Genomic DNA, 18924 nt, shown 5'->3' on the forward strand with positions numbered 1-18924 from the left:
CAATTATTTAGAGATGTTTTTTCCTCAAAAATAAACAAGAGCAGGATATCCTGCTCTCGTTTTCTATTAATTTGTTTTAATTTTTGTGGTTTTTAGCGAATTAAAGACCGAAAATTATCCCATCACTAAATCTGATACATGACCATTATATCCATAGATCATCAAAATATTTTGCAAAAGTTTCCAACCCTTTTTTAATATTTTCTTTAATAGCTTCTTCATCCATGTTTTCAAAGCTTTCTGTAAAGCTATAATATTGAAATGGAAAAATCATTTCTTCAAGCTTCTCACTCCAAAATTTGGACATTAAATCAAAATTTACTTTTTTATCTTTAAAATATTCTTCATTTTTAAAATTTGGTAAAGTTGGTGTTTTTTTATTATCTACCATGTCTTTAAAAGCTTTTAATCTAGGATAGATATAATCGGCTAAAACATATTTTAATTCATATAATTCTTCTTTTTCCATTATCTAATTTTTTTAAATGATCCTTTATTATAATGTTGATTGGTAATATAAGCACTTCCATCACTTCCTGTTACAATTCTAGTTTTATCTCTGGTTGCACCATTTTTTCTTTGCTCTTGAGTTGGTGGTTTATAAAGGTCATATGTTGTGTAGTCAATATCTCCATTTTTACCTTTTTTAGGCAACACTTCCGAATTTTCTCTACCGTCATTTGCATAAGAATGCCCATTTCCCTTACCTGCATCAATTTCTCCCAACTTATTATTAACATCTCTTAGTTTAGCATTTCCAAGTTTTGCTTTATTTGAATTTAAAATTGTAATTCCTTTTTCCTCTTCTTTTGGAAATGATCTAACAGTTAAATTATCTTTTTCCATAACAGGAAAACTTTCTTGTAATAGTGTTTCCTTTTGTTCTTGATGAGAAAGAGCACTAAATTCGTTTCCTCTTCTTAATTGAAATGCTTTTTGCGTTTGTGTGCTTCCATATCCTGCTATTATTAATCCTGAAAAAACCCCTCCAGCAAGCCCACTTATAAAACCTCCTGTTCCTAAAACTGTTATTCCCGTTGAACCACTTAATGCTAAAGAAAATTCATACTGTTTACCATTAGGATCTATATATTTTATAGGGTTCTGGTACGTATAAATATAAGGATTAAGATTACCCAAGTTATATACACCTCCATTATGTTGACCAGCACCATAGAACTCAGTTTCCATAACAGGATTGTAAATTGCTAATGGATCCACACCATACCAAACACTCAATCGCGGATTATAATATCTTGCTCCGTAATAATACAGTCCCGTATCCTCATCCAATTCTTTTGCATTAAACTTGTACGGATTGTTATATGATCCATCCATCTGCTCCAGCATGGTTTCTCCAAAAGGTAAATTTAAGAAAAACTGCGTTGCTTTTCCATAGGAATTCGTAACAAAAGTAGCTGTTCCCAAATGATCCCCATGCAGATAGTATAAGCCTGGACGTTGATACATTTCTCTAAGCTCAACTGATACATTCCCGCCAAGATCTGTTTTTTCAAGATACTTTTTAAAGTCTGCTTCCGTATCCGCTTTCTTTTCAGATGAGTCCGCAGCTGTCCTATTGGTGTATAAAACAGATGGATCTTCAAATCGTGTGATGTCATCCATTAATCTGCTTGCAAATCTTTTTGTTCCGTCAAAATAATGCTTTGTATATTGACCTGAAGAACTTACAGTTATGTATGGGTTCGGATATAGCTTATAATCGATCAGTCTAACGTCATCAATACCTACTGGTGCTCCATTCTGGTAGAGCTGTGCAGGAGCTTCCAATCCGTATTTAATGGCTCTTTCTCCTTTATCATCATATGTATAATACTGATAAGTTCCCGTATTATCATTATAGAATGCTCTCATACGATCCTGCTCATCCCAGAACATTTTTCTTGTTCCGTTCTGATCAGTATGTGCTACTGCATTTCCATTATAATCATATTCAAATACTTCATTACTTCCTGTTGAACTGTCGTCTACCCCCTTAAGCTTATGGGTGCCATCCATATATTGATAATGATTTTCATAAGTATTTTCAGATACAACCACCTGATCTCTTTCGTGATGCTGTCTTTTTCCTGTAATACCACCTACATCATTATAGTGCATTTCAAGTTCATATGTTGACTGAGCAAAATTAGAGGTTGGTATAGGTTGATTTTCACCATCTAAAATGATTTTCCTTGTTCCTGTTCCCACCAATCTGTTCAAGGTATCATATCCAAATTCAAAATCAAAGGCACCCCCCATACCATTCGGCTGAGGTGTGGCAATGTTTGTAACTTTAATAATATTTGAAAACTCATCATATTTATATGTATTCTGTAACATTGGTGCAGATGGACTATTTAATTTATAATAACCTAATTTTCTGTCACTAGAGTTGTACATATATGACTGAGAAGTTCCATTGCCATAAACAATTCCCAAACGCTGATCAAAATGATTGTAGTTTGCATTGTTGATGTAGATTTCTCCATTATTATTATTTACTGATTTAAGCATTCCTCCTTTATCATAATGATAAGAAACAATTTCATCATCCGGATACTTGATCTTCGTAATACGATTCCAGCTGTCATAGTTAAATGAAGTTTTAAAATACATCTCTGGGATATGATATCCTCTTATTACTCTTACTTCTGAAAGAACTTCTCCCATTCTTCCATACGTATATTTTGTACTTCCTGATCCTTCATCTTTTATACGAAGTTTCCCTGCATTATTCCCCGGTGTTGAAGGATAATATTCGTAGGCCACATTGTTTGGATTTGGGTCCCCGGATGGTAAATTTGGTAAAACAATTCCTACGAGCCTGTTGTAATCATATTTATATTGAATAACATGAGTACTGATAGTGGGATCATTGACCAAATTCTCTGTTTCTAAGGTTACCAGATTTCCGGAAGGATCATATTCATAAACCATTCTTCCTTTGTCCGGATGTATTTGTTTTACCCGTCTTCCGGCAAGATCATAAGAATATTGTGTTTTAATTCCTTCAGGGTCTCTTACCATAATTAACTCTCCAATCGTATTGTATTCAAAGAATGTTGAAAGCGGAGTACTGTCCAGATAATCGTCTTTCTGTACTACTTTTCCTTCTGCATTGGCATAGGTTTCTGATTTTTGACTGGAAACTTCTTGTGTTGTTTTGAATAAGTTATGATCAATACTGTATGATGCTTTTGTTGTCACACTATTTTCATCTGTAAAAGAAACCACTCTATCCCGGCTATCATAAGCACTGGAAGTAGAAGCACTGTTACTTGCAGAATTCAAAGCCTGATTCGTTACCCCTTCCATTACAGGATGATGTTGCTTAACCGCTCTTCCCAGATCATCATAAACTGTTCTTCCTGACACAGATCTTGATTCATATCCGGACCATTCAAAATCTTTTTTCGTCTGTACAATTCTTCCCAGGAAGTCGGAATAAGTATCTGTCATGATGGTATTTCCTGAGCTCGCATATTCAGGGTCATAGTTGGAAGTTGAAGCTCTATACAATTGTATTGCAGAATCGCTGTTAAGAATATCTGCATGATCAAACCAATAATTGTATTTCACAGTTGGAACCGTAGCACCACTTGCAATTTCATTAGGCCCCATGATGGTTCTTGTTCTTCCGAAACCGTCATACGTAAATACCATAGCATTTCCTCCTGTATCTACTTTTCTGGTTACAACATCGAAAAGTGGATTATATGTTGCGGAAGATTTAATATTGAAAATATCTTTTACTTCTACAACATATTTACCTGTTACAGCATCATCGTAGGTGTAATCAATTGAATACCTCTGAACAGCGCTGGTATTATTATTCTGCGGATAAGTAACTTTTATAATGTTTCCAGCAGTATTGTATTGAATATCCGTAGGAATATCAACAGCCCCATCAAATATATTGTATCTACCTACATCTCCGTTGCTCAAATTAATATTTTCAGCACTTCTCTTTCTCAATAATTGTGAGTTGGTAGTTCCTTCATATACCTCAATAACCGTAGGAACTCCAATAATATTATTCTCAATTGCCTGATAAGTGATTCTGGTATTATAAGAGGTAGAAGGGCTTGTATACTGATATTTCTCAACAAGACCTTTTGTAGTATATGTAAATTTCTCTGTGGTAACAATGCTTCCTCCGGATTCATAAGTTGTTTTTATTTTTTCATCCAGTAAAGCAATGCCCATCTTTCTGCCTTCTCTACCACCACTGTCATAATCAAAAGGTAAATCGGAACTCAGATTGATCAGGGTCGTATTATACATAAATTTCCTCAACTTATAATTATACTTCACGTCAACCAAATAACTTCCGTTACTGTGTACCATACTTTGCTTAACCAAACCACTTAACAAATAGGTATTATTAAAGTACAAATCAGTAGAGACTCTTTCTGTTGAACCATTATTCATTTCCTTTTTAATAACAGTTTCAAAACCGAAATCCTCTCTTTCCCTTCTGTCATATTTTCTGTTTCGGAACTCATATCTGGTTTCCATTTTATTCCCATTCTCCGTTGTATATTCTGGCGAAAATGCATCCGGATTTAATACACTGATATCTTTTACGATCCATTTAGCATGCGGATTATCATAATTTGCTCTGGAGATCTGGTAATCCATTACATATGTTCCCTTTGAGAAACTATTGGTAATTGTTTTTAATTTATTGGTTCGCCCAATTTGTGAATAATTGACAATAAACCCACTGTTTGTATCCTGAACTAAATCTACAAAGCCATCACCATTCATATCTCTGAATGTTTTTCTTGTTTCAGTAACATTCATTCCCAGATTAACATTAGCACCACCACCGGCTTTAACCCAAAGAATCAGAAGAACAACAGGTGGAATAAGAGTAATAGGTCCTATATTGAACATATAGTTCGCTCCAAAAGAGAATGATCCGTTAAATGATCTTGTTTCGTCAGAGAAATCAATATTTCCACCATTTTTTATCAAAGGCATACCTGTATCAAATTTAGTTCCAAGGTTATACCTCACGGTAGTTGCCCCATTATCGGCAACTTTTAACAGATCAATTAAACCGTCTCCATTGATATCTTCATATACTACATCTGCAGTTCCTATTGAAGATGAAGCGCTTACTCCGGCACTGATTCCGAACCCAAAACTGGATAAAGCCCCCAGATTGGCAGAAGAACCAAGCCCACCTCCTAAAGAAATACTAGCATTACCTTTTGGATGTGACTCATAGGTAAGTATGTTTGGGTAAGCAGTTGCTCCCCCTAATGTGTTACCCAGATTTAAAGCAACTCTCATATACTGAGTACGTCCTCCTGTCACCCTGTCAGGAAGTCCGTCTCCATTAATGTCCATCCAGAACTCCCTCCCTGCATCATAAGAATCATAATACTTATTAAGATTAGCACCCACTGATGCACTTCCAGACCATGGAATTCCGGAATCAGGTTCTGTGTTAGTACCATTATTACCACGTGCTCCAATTCTTCCCGATACTGAAAATGTATTATAGGAAAACCCTGCAGAGTTACTTTTTTGATAACTTAAAGATTGGGTTGGCTCTCCATAGGAATTAGCCTTAATATCTTCCAAACTACCTGTAGAATTGGTAAACTGGATTGATCGTGGATACACTATATCAGGATACCCGTCACCGTTTATATCTGAAAAAGATTGATTTTCAACACTATAATCAACGGTTGTTTCAGAATTTCCTCCACTTACTGAAATTAAATTTCCTCCTTGGGTTCTATTTTTTGCTCTGCTCATTTGATCTTTGTTAATCGCTTTCATGGTAGTATCTACGGAAAGCTGACCAGATACATATGTTGTAGGCATTGCCACAGGTACAGTAGGAACAGGGTCAGTAAAATAACTTACGTTATCGTTAGTGTTAAAGGTATCTGATGATGAATATTGAGTAGGTGCTGAACCTGCCCAAACACCCATTTTGTATCTACCAATATTTGTAAATGTCGGTTTCATCGGTAATACATACGATGAAAGTGTATTATTACCCACATTAGGGTCTTGCGTTTCATTTTGTATACATTCAGCGAGAGCCTCAGGATTATTTGCCATATTCGGGTTCTGACATGCCGCATATATATTCTGATTTTCTACTGGTGTACCAAATGCTCCATAATTAATAGGCCATCCATAAAGATAGTCTGAAAGGCTTCCCGATTTGTATACAAATTGTCCCCAGTTATTAAAAAAGAACGATTTTGTATTATACATTGCGGTATTAACCGCTGTTGCAGTGGTGGTACCATACAGATTTACATCATCATAATATATATTGAATGGCCTTCCTGAAAAGTATTCAGAATATTTATTAAATAATGCATAATCACCCCCTGTTTTACAATATACTTCTACCGTTACCAAATGATTCTTATCGGTAGCAAGAAAAGGCGCCAGTCCTGAATAGAAAACAACTGGAGCAACACCATTAACAGGTTGACCAGCTACCATATCTTCTTCTATAAGTGTATTGTTTGTATGAGAAACAAGAACTTTCCTTTTAGCAAGAACCTCATTTCCTTTTTTGATAATATAATAAAACGACCCTGTTGCTAAGCTGGAAAAATTGACATTTTTATTAATCTGCACTCCAAAATTATGAGTTCCTAATAATAATGTACTATTTGAAACATTATTAATATCCAATTTGGGAGCCAGTTGAGTCACTACAAAAGATGGATACTCTGCAACCCCCTCCCAAAAAACATTTGTGTTAACATTACCATTACCATAGTTGACTGTTGCGCTATAATTTACAGTAACTTGACTATTCCAGCTATTCCATCTAAAATTTGTAAAGGAATCAGACTCCACAATAAACCTCAGATAAACCGGTTCACTGGCATTTACTGTAAGATTCAATGTATGAGCTTGCGTTGTAAGGTTCGATTGATTATAAACCTCTGGAGTAATTAAATCAGTTATCGTACCTGAATTTACCTTTTCAGTTACCACTCTGAATTTTATATTATCAGATAAATAAGGAAATGTAAAGGATGGTATCTTAATAACAGCAGTTCCGGTAGCGTCCAGAAGTATTGGTGCAGAGCTATTATTAAGAAGAAAGGCCATAGCATAATTTCCATTATTTAATTGAAACTTATCCTGAGACAATTCAATTGTATTGGGAATTTCATTACCATATTGATCTACATAAGTAATTGTAGGATTTGAAGAAACAGGAATATCCTTAACCGTATTTTTATGTAATCTCACATAAATTTTCTCACCACTTTTTACAAATAACTGATTAGGATTATTGATACCATTTGAAATAGGAAAATTAGGATCTGCCTCAACCGACTGCATTTCAGAATAAAAATCGTTGTAGTTGTTTATTACAATATTCTGGGTACCGTATGTTGCACGAATTCCCTTTAAATATATTCTGGTATTAGTAAAAGTATCTGTTCCCCCACTACTCAAAGGGGTAGGGTTCTTTATTTCAACACTATAATACATTACACCCGACCTATCAAACTTGCTTGCTTCTACTGTAACATTATCTGTAAATCTGACATACCCATCTCTAGGTGCTATCCATACTTTTACAACGTCATTAATGTCAATATAATTTTTTACCGGTTCTTCCGGACAAGGATATGAAAATTGTCCCGGATCGCCACACTCTCTTACCGGCTTCTGGATTGCTTTTGCTTTTACAACCATATTTTCCGTATATTCAGAGTGCTGAGTCATTTCAGATTTTCCGGAACTGAACCTGTTGAACCATACTTGTCCATCATTAACAATATCCATAAGACCATCTGAATTGGCATCCACCAGATAAGTCTTTGTTGTCCCTTGAGTGGAAGAACCTATTTCAGATTTGCTATACACTATGGCTCCCATGTCCCATCCACTATTACTGGTACTGGTTTCCGTATAATTAAAATCACCTCCCGGATAATTTTCAATTCGCTCGGATTTATTAAAACTCAGATTTCCTGCATCATCTAATTTTCCTGCTCTCAGGAATAATCCTTCATCCGGAACTCTGTAAATCATATCCTGTATCCCATCTCCATTGAAATCTATCAACTGTTGAGCATTTCTTGCTTTTGACTTGGAGCTTCCAAATGGAAAGCCAAACATCAGATGTCCGTAGGCATCACTGGAGGGTGTATAGAAATTTAATCCCGCTGCTATTCTGGCATTAAATCCAGTTTCAGAACTGATGTTTCCGTTTATTTTAGAAGGTTTAATTAAAGCTCTTACAACACTTGAATACGCATCTTTGTCATTCTCAAGACTAATTCCTGTATCAGGACCAAATATCCTTACATTTCCCTGTGCATCTTTTACATCATTGTAATATTCAAAAGTGTAACTGTCTGAAATCTCATTACAAGTAGGCTCAATACCTCCGGGACCACCTCCACCACCGCCGGTGCCATCATCCATATCTCTTTCCCTGCTTGCTGAACCTTTATTTTCAGCCTTTTCGGTAGTTTCTTTATTATTACCAGCTGATTTAGCAAGGCTAAGCGTTGTAGAACACGGATTATTTGGAACAATATAAATTCTTTTTAAAAGGGTTTTAAAAAATTCACCTTCTACATAATCCATTTTATAGGTTCTAATCAACTCATTTTTGTATTTAACCTCAATATCTTTTAACAAATAAGGTTCTGATCGTATAAATCCCTGTTTTGCATTAGTGGTTACATCCTGTCTGGTGATACTTGTTTCTTTATTGAAGTTGACCGTATAATCCTTATTTCTTCCATAAGCGATTTTTTTAACCTGATAAAATGTACCTCCTCCTCCGGGTTCATTATAATACGTAAACTCCATTGTATTACCATGAGCATCTTCTACCATCCGAAGTCCCCAATGGGCAATACCGCTTCCTGAATAAAGTACAGCGTCTGATGAGCCTCCATAATATCTTTTGGTACCGTCGGTAGAGGTTACTTTCCATGTGTAATTATTGGGACTTGTTCCTATTCTTTCAATAAGGGTAAAATCATGATTCTTTCTTAAATAAAACTGTTTTACACCACTATTTGTATAAGAAGACCTTTCCTGCTTTTCTGTCGTAATGGCTGCATTGTTTTCACTCACATCATTGTGTCTGTGAGGGAGATATTCGTTAGGATACACAAGCATTTCGCCGTCAAAAGAATACAACTCGGTTTCTTTTTCTCCGTTAAATAATGGTGTTCCCCATCTGGTATCAACTGTGATGGCTGACAAACCATTGATATTCCAGCCGTCTCCCATCCAGCCGTTTCCTCCTGCACTGCTGTAGCCAATTGAAACAGAAGGCTGTAGTCCTCCAATTCCTGCAGGAACACGAATCGGATAATTGGCACTGGCATCTCCTTTTTGGGTTGCTGTTGGTATTCCCATCAACTGTAAACCGGCAGTAGGATCCGCAGCTTTTAATCCACTGATACTTGTTGGTGCGAACGCATCCAGTTTTGATGATTCCGGAACAGAGATTACTCCATTGATATAATCTGTATCTCCTTTTGTTTCAACTGTAATAACTTTTTTCTCTGTATCTACTTTTCCTGATGGATCAACTTTCCATTTTTTTGAAACGTAATCAAAATAAAAAGCTTTAAGTTCTTTTGCAGATCTTGCTCCTAATTTTTTTTCATCATAAGGGAAAGAGAAAGTCATTTTTTTGGTAAGCTCCCCGAAACGATTTTCCAAACGATATGCATTGGAATTTACCGTCATATTTTTAATTTCTCCGGAAATAGCCGGATAATCTTTCTTACGAAGTTTTAAAATTTGAACCTGAGCAGTATTTTCCGTAGAATTTTTTTCAATTGAAAGGGTCGAATTTTCATACACTTCTTTATGTTCCGAATCCTTTGAAACAGTAACTGTGAAAGGTACATATCTTTCTTCAGTGAGCGTCTTGAAGGATGAAGTATTTCCAGGAAGTTTATATTCTCTGACTCCGGATAATCCGGCAATCTTAACAAAACCTTTTGCTTTATCTGATTCTGTAAGTTTAATTAAGGTTTCATACTCTCCTTTTTCAGAGGATATTAATCGGTCATTGATATGTACTGCCCCATTTTCAATACCTTTAATATAAAGGTTATCACCTGACAACAAAGAAGAAACATGATCTGTTCCCCTCAAATTATTTTCAAAAATGATTTTTACATTTTTAACCTTATACTTTACTCCATTCAGAGATGAAGTGAATAAGATTGTATTTTTTCCTGTTTCTAATGAATTTAATGGAATCTCTTCTTTTTGGGCACTCCATTTACTGCTTGCCACAATAATATTTCCCCCAAAAGCAATATTTTTATTGATTGATCTGGAAACTGAATGATAAGAATCCAATCCAAAGAGGTCATACACCAAATATGCTTTCACATTCTGATTCCTTATTTCAGGAAGGGTAATGGTAAAGAAGTTATCGGCTACATTATCGGATTCATCATCGGAAAACTCCCCAATAGTTCCCTGTTTTTCTTCGGAATTAAAAATGTTATCAAAGTCCTTATTTTCCGAAAATAAAACTTTGAATGGAGTCTCTGCCTGAACAGCTTCCTTATTTTCTCTTTTAGTAATATCAGAATTCTTACGTTCAGGGCTTGTATCTTCTGAACTTTCTATTGAATCCGCATTGTCTTGTATTCTATGATAGATATATTTTTCCATCATACGAAGCTTAAAGGATCGTACTTTCTGCCGGTCTTCTTTCGTAAAGCTCGCAAATATGAATATACTTGCAAAAAAGCACACGAAGAGTACTGATCTTTTTGTAAAAAGCTCTTTGTTAATATGTATTTTCATGGTTAGGCTTAATCAACGATTAGTTTAAAAGTTTTTATAATTTTTCCGTTTTGGGTAAGATTGATTAAATAAGAACTCTGTACAGAAAGATGATCAGTATATGATCTTGCAGAGCTACTCATTTTTTCCAGCTTTACCAATCTCCCTCCTCCATCATAGATCGAAATAACGAGATTTTCTATCTCAGGAAAAACAATAGTAAAATTCTGATCTTTTTTCACAGGATTAGGATAAAGATTTATAGTACTGAAATCCAACGATATATCTTTTTCCCCATATTGATTTCCGGAATTGGATGCAGATCGTGGATCCGGCTCCTTATTCTTTTGATCTTTCGGACCTATTGCAAAAGTAAAATAAGCCTTCTCACCAGAATCGAAAGCATCGAGAAAATCTACTTTACTGAATAGTATATATTTTTCATTTTCAACACCTGGAATTTTCTGGATCTTTCCGTTGTCTTTTTTAAGCAACATCCAATAAGCAATGGGAAGTGATCGCGGATTAACAGCATCTTTTAAAATTCTTACTTTATAATCCGTTTTCGGAATCTTATTTCCTATAAAGTCGATCTCCCAATTTCTTTCCAGAACTTCAAGATCGCTTTCAGCTTTCAGAGACATTGCTTCGTTATCATCTGACCACATCACAAAATTATTATTGTCCAGTGTGGTAGGGTTTTCAAAATTAGTTCTTGCAATGGTATTCATCCCGATTGTCAGAAATAAATCTGCCTGGTTTGTTGATTGCTTCTGGTAGAGTTCATTTCCATCATCTCTTCCAAGACCTGTTGGGCGATACTTGTACTCTGTATGTTTTTCGGGATCCCAGATTACCTTAGCATCACTTCCGTAGTATTTTCCTCTTTCTAAAGAAATTCCATATTTGATGGATAAATACGAATGAATTTTATTAAGATCCATTGCCTTTGCTTTTCTCGTAAAGAAAATCATTTCGTAGAGATTCTGATCTTCGAATTTGATCTTTAAACTATCTGCTTTCCCCTTTTGATCTGCATTTCCCAAAAAAGAAAAAATACTCGGACGCCTGCTAAGTTCTTTAAGATTTTTATCTCTTACATACGAATTATTGCTTAAAGAAACTCTTTTATCAGCATTATTCCAGATCAGTTCATCTTCTTTCGCGGTATGAACCAAGCTCAATGTATGACTTTTGTTTTTACTGTATTTAATATATTTTTTGAGAAGCTTGTCTTTGATACCGCAATGGAAATTTAATAAATTCTCATCCGCACACCGGGTCGCTTCCCGTAAGGTAGAATTTGTTTTTTCCCAAAGCTGGATATCAGAACCAGCCAACTGGGAATACGCTGAGAAAGAGCACGACAGCATAGCCATCGTGAAAATTCCCCTATAGGAGATTTTATTCATAAAAACGGTCATTTTAATGACAATATTATAGAGTCCTACAAGGATTAATACTATTGTCGGGTGATTTTTTTTTGATGAAATAAGAATAGTTCTTAACTATTGTGAGATTAAAATAATTAAGAGTCCGGACGTTTTAAATTTTGAATGTTTTTCATGAGTTCTTGGTTTTTAGTTTTGTTTGACAAATGTAAAAAAAAAATCAATCGAAAATACTAAAATATGTTAATGTATGTTAATTTCAACACTAACCCCCAATAAACACCGTAAAATAAAGGATTTAAAAACAAAATAGACTCGTAAAATTTAAAATATAATAACCTGAGCACTTTATTTTTGTTCAATTTTAACACCTTTTATGATGTAATTTAAAAGAATAATTAACGCTAGGATAGGTAATATAAACAAAAAAAGCCCCTAAAATAGGAGCTATTAGTGACCCGGCTGGGATTCGAACCCAGGACCCATACATTAAAAGTGTATTGCTCTACCAGCTGAGCTACCGAGTCGGTCATCTACTTTTTCATGTTTCCATTTTCAAGTAAATCCCTTTGTTTAAGGGACTGCAAAGATAGAAAAATACTTTTTAACTCCAACTTTTTTTGAGTGTTTTTAGCGTATTTTTTCTGGTAATATATACAAACATCTGTCTATAAATAATTTACAGTATTTATTGTTTTTATAAAAATAGTGATCACAGCTTCTTCGATAAACATCATACCAAAACTGCGGGTGCTATTCTTCTATTTATCGTTGTTTTTTTAAGAATCTACCTTGGTATTTTTATAAAGAAGTTCTATTTTTGAAAAGGAAGGATTAAAACCTCCTCTTACTGATCTAATCTTCAACGGTGAAATCACCTCAAATTATAGTTTTTCTGTTTTAATAATTAGGTATGATGAAATTAATGACTCCAAAAGGGTTGTCCTATGGTGATAAAGTAGCAACCATTTCCCTGTCCTGGGGAGGTGCCGGAGATTTGCCACATCGGTATTTGAAAGGTAAAGAGCGGCTGAAACAGGTTTTTAACCTTGAGGTTACAGAAACCCGGAATGCTCTGCAATCTGCACAATGGATTTATAATAATCCTGAAGCCAGAGCCAATGATTTAATGGAAGCCTTTTCAGACCCTTCGGTTAAAGCTGTCATTTCGAATATTGGTGGAGACGACAGCATCCGGATACTGAAATACATAGATCTTGACATTATAAAAAACAACCCTAAGATATTCCTGGGATTCTCCGATAGTACTGTTACTCATTTTATCTGTCTGAAAGCCGGGCTGAGCTCTTTTTACGGAACTTCTCTTTTAGTGGGATTTGCAGAAAACAATAGAATGCATGAGTATCAGATCAATGATATCAACAGAACTTTATTTTCAAAAACGGCTATTGGACAGATTCATCCCAATGCAGAAGGCTGGACTACAGAATTTCTTGACTGGTTTGATCTTTCTTTACAGAACATACAAAGAAAGCTGATCCCCTCTTCCGGATGGCATTTCATCAGAGGTAATTCTATTGTAAAAGGGCCATTGATGGGTGGCTGCATGGAAGTTCTGGAAATGCTCAAAGGAACTGATTACTGGCCAGGTCCCGACATATGGAAAGGCTGTATCCTGTTCTTCGAAACTTCGGAGGACAAACCCAAACCGGAATATGTAAGGTGGTGGCTGAGGAATTATGCCGCAATGGGAATTCTTAAAAAGGCAAAAGGAATTATTTTCGGAAGACCTTATGACAATTTATATGTTCAGGAATATGAAACTGAACTGCTGAAAGTCCTTGATGAAGAAGGCTTATATGATCTTCCTGTCATTACCCAAATGGATTTCGGACACACCTGCCCTACTTTTACCCTTCCCTATGGAAAGCTGGCTGAAATCAACTGCATTGATAAAACATTTTCAATTCTGGAAAGCGGTGTTGAATAAATAGAGTTTCGGCTGCTGTAAGCAGCCGAAACTCTATAAAACTTTATCTCTCGCTGATTGGGCAGATAACGATGGTAAATCTTAACGACCTCATCAATCTCATTTGAACACGCTTAAAAAATCTGCATAATCTGTGGGAAAATAGAATTTAGACGACACGCCCCTGCTGGTATTCAAAAAGCTGTACAATAGTATCTACAGCTTCCTGCCCATGATGTTTCCCTATCAGGTAAAGGGCTGCATCTATTCCGGCCGTAATACCTGCCGTTGTGATTAGTTGTTCCTGATCGACAAACCTCACTCCTCTTTTAACATTACTTTCTGTATTATGCTGTTCCAGTGCGTCCAGCAACATACTGTGTGTTGTAATATCATAATGATCAAGGATACCTGTTTCAGAAAGCAGCATACTTCCTGTACAGACCGTGAAAATAACAGTTCCATTATTGCAATGGTCTTTCACCCAATTGAGAACTGTATTTTGAAAATCATCATCCTTTAGATATTGCATTACCTGATCAGGATTTGTTCCGGGAATGACAATCATATCCGGTTTAGGACAGGTCTGGAGGTCATAAGTAGGAACAATAGCCATTGTATTGGCCTCGGCATATACGGCGTCCCTGGTTTTTCCAACGGTATAGCAATGATAGCTGCCCGGCAGTATTACATTCGCCTTGACGAAAACATCCAGTGGGCCGTTCAAATCAAGAACTTCTACCTGATTATACACTAAAAATGCAACGTTCATGGTTTTAATGTGTTGTACATGTTTCATACGATAGTATTAGGATTAATATGGTAAATAAGGACAAGGCTATTCCCTGCTGATTATCATCAGCCGTTCAATAGTAGTATATCCAAAAAAATTAAAAAGTGTTATTCCACTCCCTTAAATGCCTTGCGGTATTGAGCGGGAGAAAGGGAAAGATGTTTTAAAAATACCCTGCGAAGGCTTACTGAACTTCCGAGACCACATTTATCAGCAATCATATCAATGCTCATCTCCGTATATTCCAGCATATTTCTGGCCTGATCCAGTCTCATTTTTTCAAGGAATTTACCGGGACTCATCCCTGATTCTTTTAAGAATACCCTGGAAAAATTACGGATACTCATATGCATGGTATCTGCTATATATTCAATACTAATAGATTGTCCCAGTTTATCTTTCAGGAGATCACGTACATCTTTCGTCAATGCAGTCATCATATCATAGTCCGGGAGTGCATTTCCAAATTGTAACTGTACGCCGGGTCTCCGAAGATGCAACACAAGGTGACGGGCAACTTCCGAGGCTACAGCTTTTCCAAAATCTTCTTCCAGCAGGGCCAGGGCAAGGTCCATTCCCGAAGATACGCCTCCGGAAGTATATATAGGCTTGTCCCGGATGAAAAACGGATTGATATTAACCTCCAGTTCAGGATAAGCCTGTTGTAAGGCATTGGCATATTTCCAGTGTGTGGTTACCTGTTTCCCTTTTAACAGTCCTGCTTTGGCCAGTATAAATGCCCCGATACAAACGGATCCCAACCGCCTCACTTTTGTGCTTATATTCTGAAGAAAATGATAGAGGTCGGGATTAATGTCATCCACTATGGCAAGACTTGTCCCAGCTACCAAAAAAGTATCCACATGAAAGTCAATATCATATATTGTATGACTACAGGTCAAAGGCATTCCGGAGCTGGAATATATTACCTTTTCTGAAGTTCCGGATACCATAAAAACATGATATCCTGATTCATCATCACCCAGAAAACGGTTAGCCGATGTAAACACATCACAGGGACCTGCAATATCCAGTAACTGAACCTCCGGCAGTACCAAAAGTACTATATTCTTCTTTCCTGAATCTTTTCTGACATTCTTCATATCTCGTTCTGTATAATGCAAATGTACACAGAAAGCCTTCCGTCCGCAATGACAAAAAACATACAGTTTCGGCCAGTATTTATACTTTTATGATCTTTACAGACAATAAAAAAGACTGCCCTAAAGACAGTCTTTCACTAACTACATCAACACATTCCCCTATCAAAAAGTCCTGAAACTCTTTGATAGGCATTTTTTATTTCTTCAAAAATTTCAGGTAGAGAAAGAGAGGTTTCTTACCTATTTTCATAATAATCGTATGAAGGGATGACCTAAATTTATGCAGGGGATAACCTGCGTGATTTTAAATAAAGTGCCGTACGGTTCAGATACGGAAAAAGGATAATCAATAAAAGCGACGCTGAAAGGAGCCAGCACATCATTTCATAATAATCCATGGCAAAACGTACATGGTCCTGGGCATTAATCTTTCCGATCATCAGCTTATGGGCGGCTTTGGCAGCATGATCTTCAAGCATTCCTTTCGCACTAAGTTTAGCGGTCTGCTTATGAAGAAAATCCTTTACAGCAGGATCTACCGCGGTCAGATGATCCTGAAAGGCATTATAGTGGCGGCTTTTTTCAAAAAGTTCAAAATAATTAATCAAAGCTATGCTGATACAGAAGCCCAGATACCGTATCGCCAGGGCCATAGCTGCAGCAGAAGGCCCTATAGCAATGGGAACTGATGATATGATAAAAATAATCGTGGGCACCATGATCAGCCCTACTCCCAACCCCTGAAGAAACAACGGAATAAAATAATTGAATTCATCTGCCTGCACATCAAAAGAATAATACATCATCCCATAAAAAACAAGAAGCATTAAAAATCCGGGAATCCAGATATTCCGTATCCTCTTCTTCTGTAATACCATACAGCAGGCAATGATCACCCCGGCAATAAGCCCTACAAGATTAAAAACATTGATATAGGAGAGATAAAAAGGATCAAAGTGTAGCTCTGTAATAAAATAATTGTTGGTAATTCCCGAAGCAAAGCGACAGATATACATTACAAAAAGAATCAGTAATCCCATTTTAAAGTTTTGATATCTGAAAACACGCAGATCGATATAAGGTCTTTTAATAGCGCGCTGGCGAATGACTGACACAACGATTAAAATACCAATTCCAATCACACTTCCCAGAATTCTGGGATCCTCAAGCCAGTAATACTCCTGCCCAAAAATCATGATATAGCCGATCAGTACCAGCATGGTACTGTAAACAGCAAAACTTTGCCAGTCCAGTTTATAAAGATGAAACCTGGCACCCGTTCTGTAGTTTGTCATTGCAAGAATCAGAAAGAAAAGACCCGGCACATATGAAAAAATGGCTGTTTTATAAATAATATTAAAATTATATGAGTCTATAAGATCTGCCGTAATCAGGTTATTAAAAGGCAAAGCACAGATCAGAATACCAAAGAATACGGAAAAGCTGATCTCTCTTCCTCTTTCGCTGCTTAACCGTGTAAAAATTAAGGTGAGGGAAAGATTCACATTTCCTGCAAACAGCATTCCCTGGATAAAACGTACCGGAAACAGGATATACACTTCATTCGTACCATAGCAGACCAGACAGGCCATGATCTGTAAAGTCGTAAATAAAAGAAAGTATTCTTTGGCCGCAAGAAAGCTGAAAAAACGCCTCTCCAGGCAGTAAAACCCTACATATCCGGCATAAAACAAAGCTACTGAAAATTGAATATCAGCAGTTTCACACCCATAATATCCTGCTGCTGCCATCACATTAGACAGGGGCAGAAAAAATATAATGATACCCGGGAGGGTCATGGCAAAGAGAATGATCTTGACAAGCCATTCCGGCACCCATCTTTTAAAGTAAGGAATTTTTCTAGCCATTGGAATGCTTTTTACCCGCATATACATTGACGTTCATTCCTAATTTCAGAATATCAATATCTTTTCTTTTACCCTCAATTCTGATACGAACCGGAATACGCTGTACAATTTTCACATAATTCCCGGTTGAGTTATCAGGCGGCAATAATGAAAAGCTTGATCCTGTAGCAGGCGAAAGTGAAATAATCGTCCCCTGAAATTCCTGATCAGGATAAGAATCAGCGACAATTTTCACGTGATCACCGATATGCATATCCTTGATCTGTGTTTCTTTATAATTAGCCACTACCCATTTATCCGTTTCATTATTTACAATAAAAGCCAGGGTCTCTCCCGCATCAATCATCTGTCCTACCTCAACGGTTCGTCTTCCCATTCTTCCGTCATAAGCCGCGGTGACTACCGTATAGCTTACATCCAGTTTATGACGGTCCAGTAATGCCTGCAGTCTTGCAATTTCGGCCTGTACAACCGTTTTTTCAGCCTGAATATCATTGATTTTCGACACAGAAGCAGCATATGCATCCTGGGAAGATTTGTAATTGCTTTCATTCACCTCCAGGGTAGCTTTCACATCTTCAAGGCGTTGTTTAGTTGCAGATTCCTCGTTGTAGAGTTTCTCATATCTGTTATAATCAAGCTTCTGTTTCCAGACTTTTGCTTCATTGGCACTCACCTGAGCCTGTGCTGAAGCAGCTTCCTTTTCTGTAGTAGTGGTATTGCTCGTGAGAACTTTCAGCTCTGCACGGGCTTTCTGAAGAGCCGCCTGGGTCTGTTCCTGCTGAAGAATATATTCACGGCTGTCTATCACCAGAAGGGTATCTCCTTTTTTCACTTCCTGATTTTCTTCAAACTTGACCGCCACGATGAATCCTCCGGCTCTTGAAATAATAGGATTTACATATTCCTGAACCTGAGCATCATTGGTCTGCTCATATTGATAGTAATTGATAAGGGTAAAACCGCCCCAGACAGCAAGTCCGGCGACGATAAAAACTGAAATCCATCCTGTAATTTTTGTAATCAGTCTGTCGGTTGGGGTATATTTTTTTTTCAT

The 18924-nt window shown here is 36.6% G+C and carries 8 protein-coding genes and 1 tRNA gene; 1 reads left to right on the forward strand and 8 read right to left on the reverse strand.

The features are described from left to right. Positions 1-145 precede the first annotated feature (145 nt). The 4 genes from JML65_RS10470 to JML65_RS10485 all read right to left on the reverse strand — a co-directional run bounded on the left by JML65_RS10470 (position 146) and on the right by JML65_RS10485 (position 12700). Positions 146-469 carry a hypothetical protein gene (locus JML65_RS10470; RefSeq protein WP_202270824.1) on the reverse strand — a complete coding sequence of 108 codons (324 nt, stop codon included), beginning with the start codon at positions 467-469 and terminating at the stop codon, positions 146-148. Beyond that, complete coding sequence (locus tag JML65_RS10475) at positions 469-10803, reverse strand: SpvB/TcaC N-terminal domain-containing protein (RefSeq protein ID WP_202270825.1); 10335 nt, start codon at positions 10801-10803, stop codon at positions 469-471. Before JML65_RS10475 ends, JML65_RS10470 begins: the two co-directional genes overlap by 1 nt. 8 nt (positions 10804-10811) lie before the next feature. Then, positions 10812-12194, reverse strand: a complete 1383-nt coding sequence (locus JML65_RS10480; RefSeq protein ID WP_202270826.1) for a T9SS type A sorting domain-containing protein — start codon at positions 12192-12194, stop codon at positions 10812-10814. Between the two features lie 433 nt (positions 12195-12627). Next, a tRNA-Lys gene (locus JML65_RS10485) sits at positions 12628-12700 on the reverse strand. 386 nt (positions 12701-13086) lie between these two features. On the opposite strand from JML65_RS10485, the gene JML65_RS10490 reads away from it, so the two are divergent. Next, positions 13087-14124 carry a S66 peptidase family protein gene (locus JML65_RS10490; RefSeq protein ID WP_202270827.1) on the forward strand — a complete coding sequence of 346 codons (1038 nt, stop codon included), beginning with the start codon at positions 13087-13089 and terminating at the stop codon, positions 14122-14124. Between the two features lie 148 nt (positions 14125-14272). Here the strand turns inward: JML65_RS10490 and JML65_RS10495 are convergent, their stop codons facing one another. The 4 genes from JML65_RS10495 to JML65_RS10510 form a co-directional block, all read right to left on the reverse strand. Continuing rightward, complete coding sequence (locus JML65_RS10495; RefSeq protein WP_202270828.1) at positions 14273-14902, reverse strand: DJ-1/PfpI family protein; 630 nt, start codon at positions 14900-14902, stop codon at positions 14273-14275. A 101-nt stretch (positions 14903-15003) separates the two neighbouring features. Further along, positions 15004-15999, reverse strand: a complete 996-nt coding sequence (locus JML65_RS10500; RefSeq protein ID WP_202270829.1) for a GlxA family transcriptional regulator — start codon at positions 15997-15999, stop codon at positions 15004-15006. Positions 16000-16277: 278 nt separating this feature from the next. Beyond that, on the reverse strand, positions 16278-17867 hold the full coding sequence (locus JML65_RS10505; RefSeq protein ID WP_237390838.1) for a beta-carotene 15,15'-monooxygenase: 1590 nt from the start codon (positions 17865-17867) through the stop codon (positions 16278-16280). Then, a complete protein-coding gene (locus JML65_RS10510; RefSeq protein ID WP_202270831.1) occupies positions 17860-18924 on the reverse strand; it encodes an HlyD family secretion protein in 1065 nt (354 codons plus the stop codon). Before JML65_RS10510 ends, JML65_RS10505 begins: the two co-directional genes overlap by 8 nt.

The organism is Chryseobacterium sp. KMC2, assembly GCF_016756935.1.
In the GTDB taxonomy this organism is placed as follows: domain Bacteria; phylum Bacteroidota; class Bacteroidia; order Flavobacteriales; family Weeksellaceae; genus Chryseobacterium; species Chryseobacterium rhizosphaerae.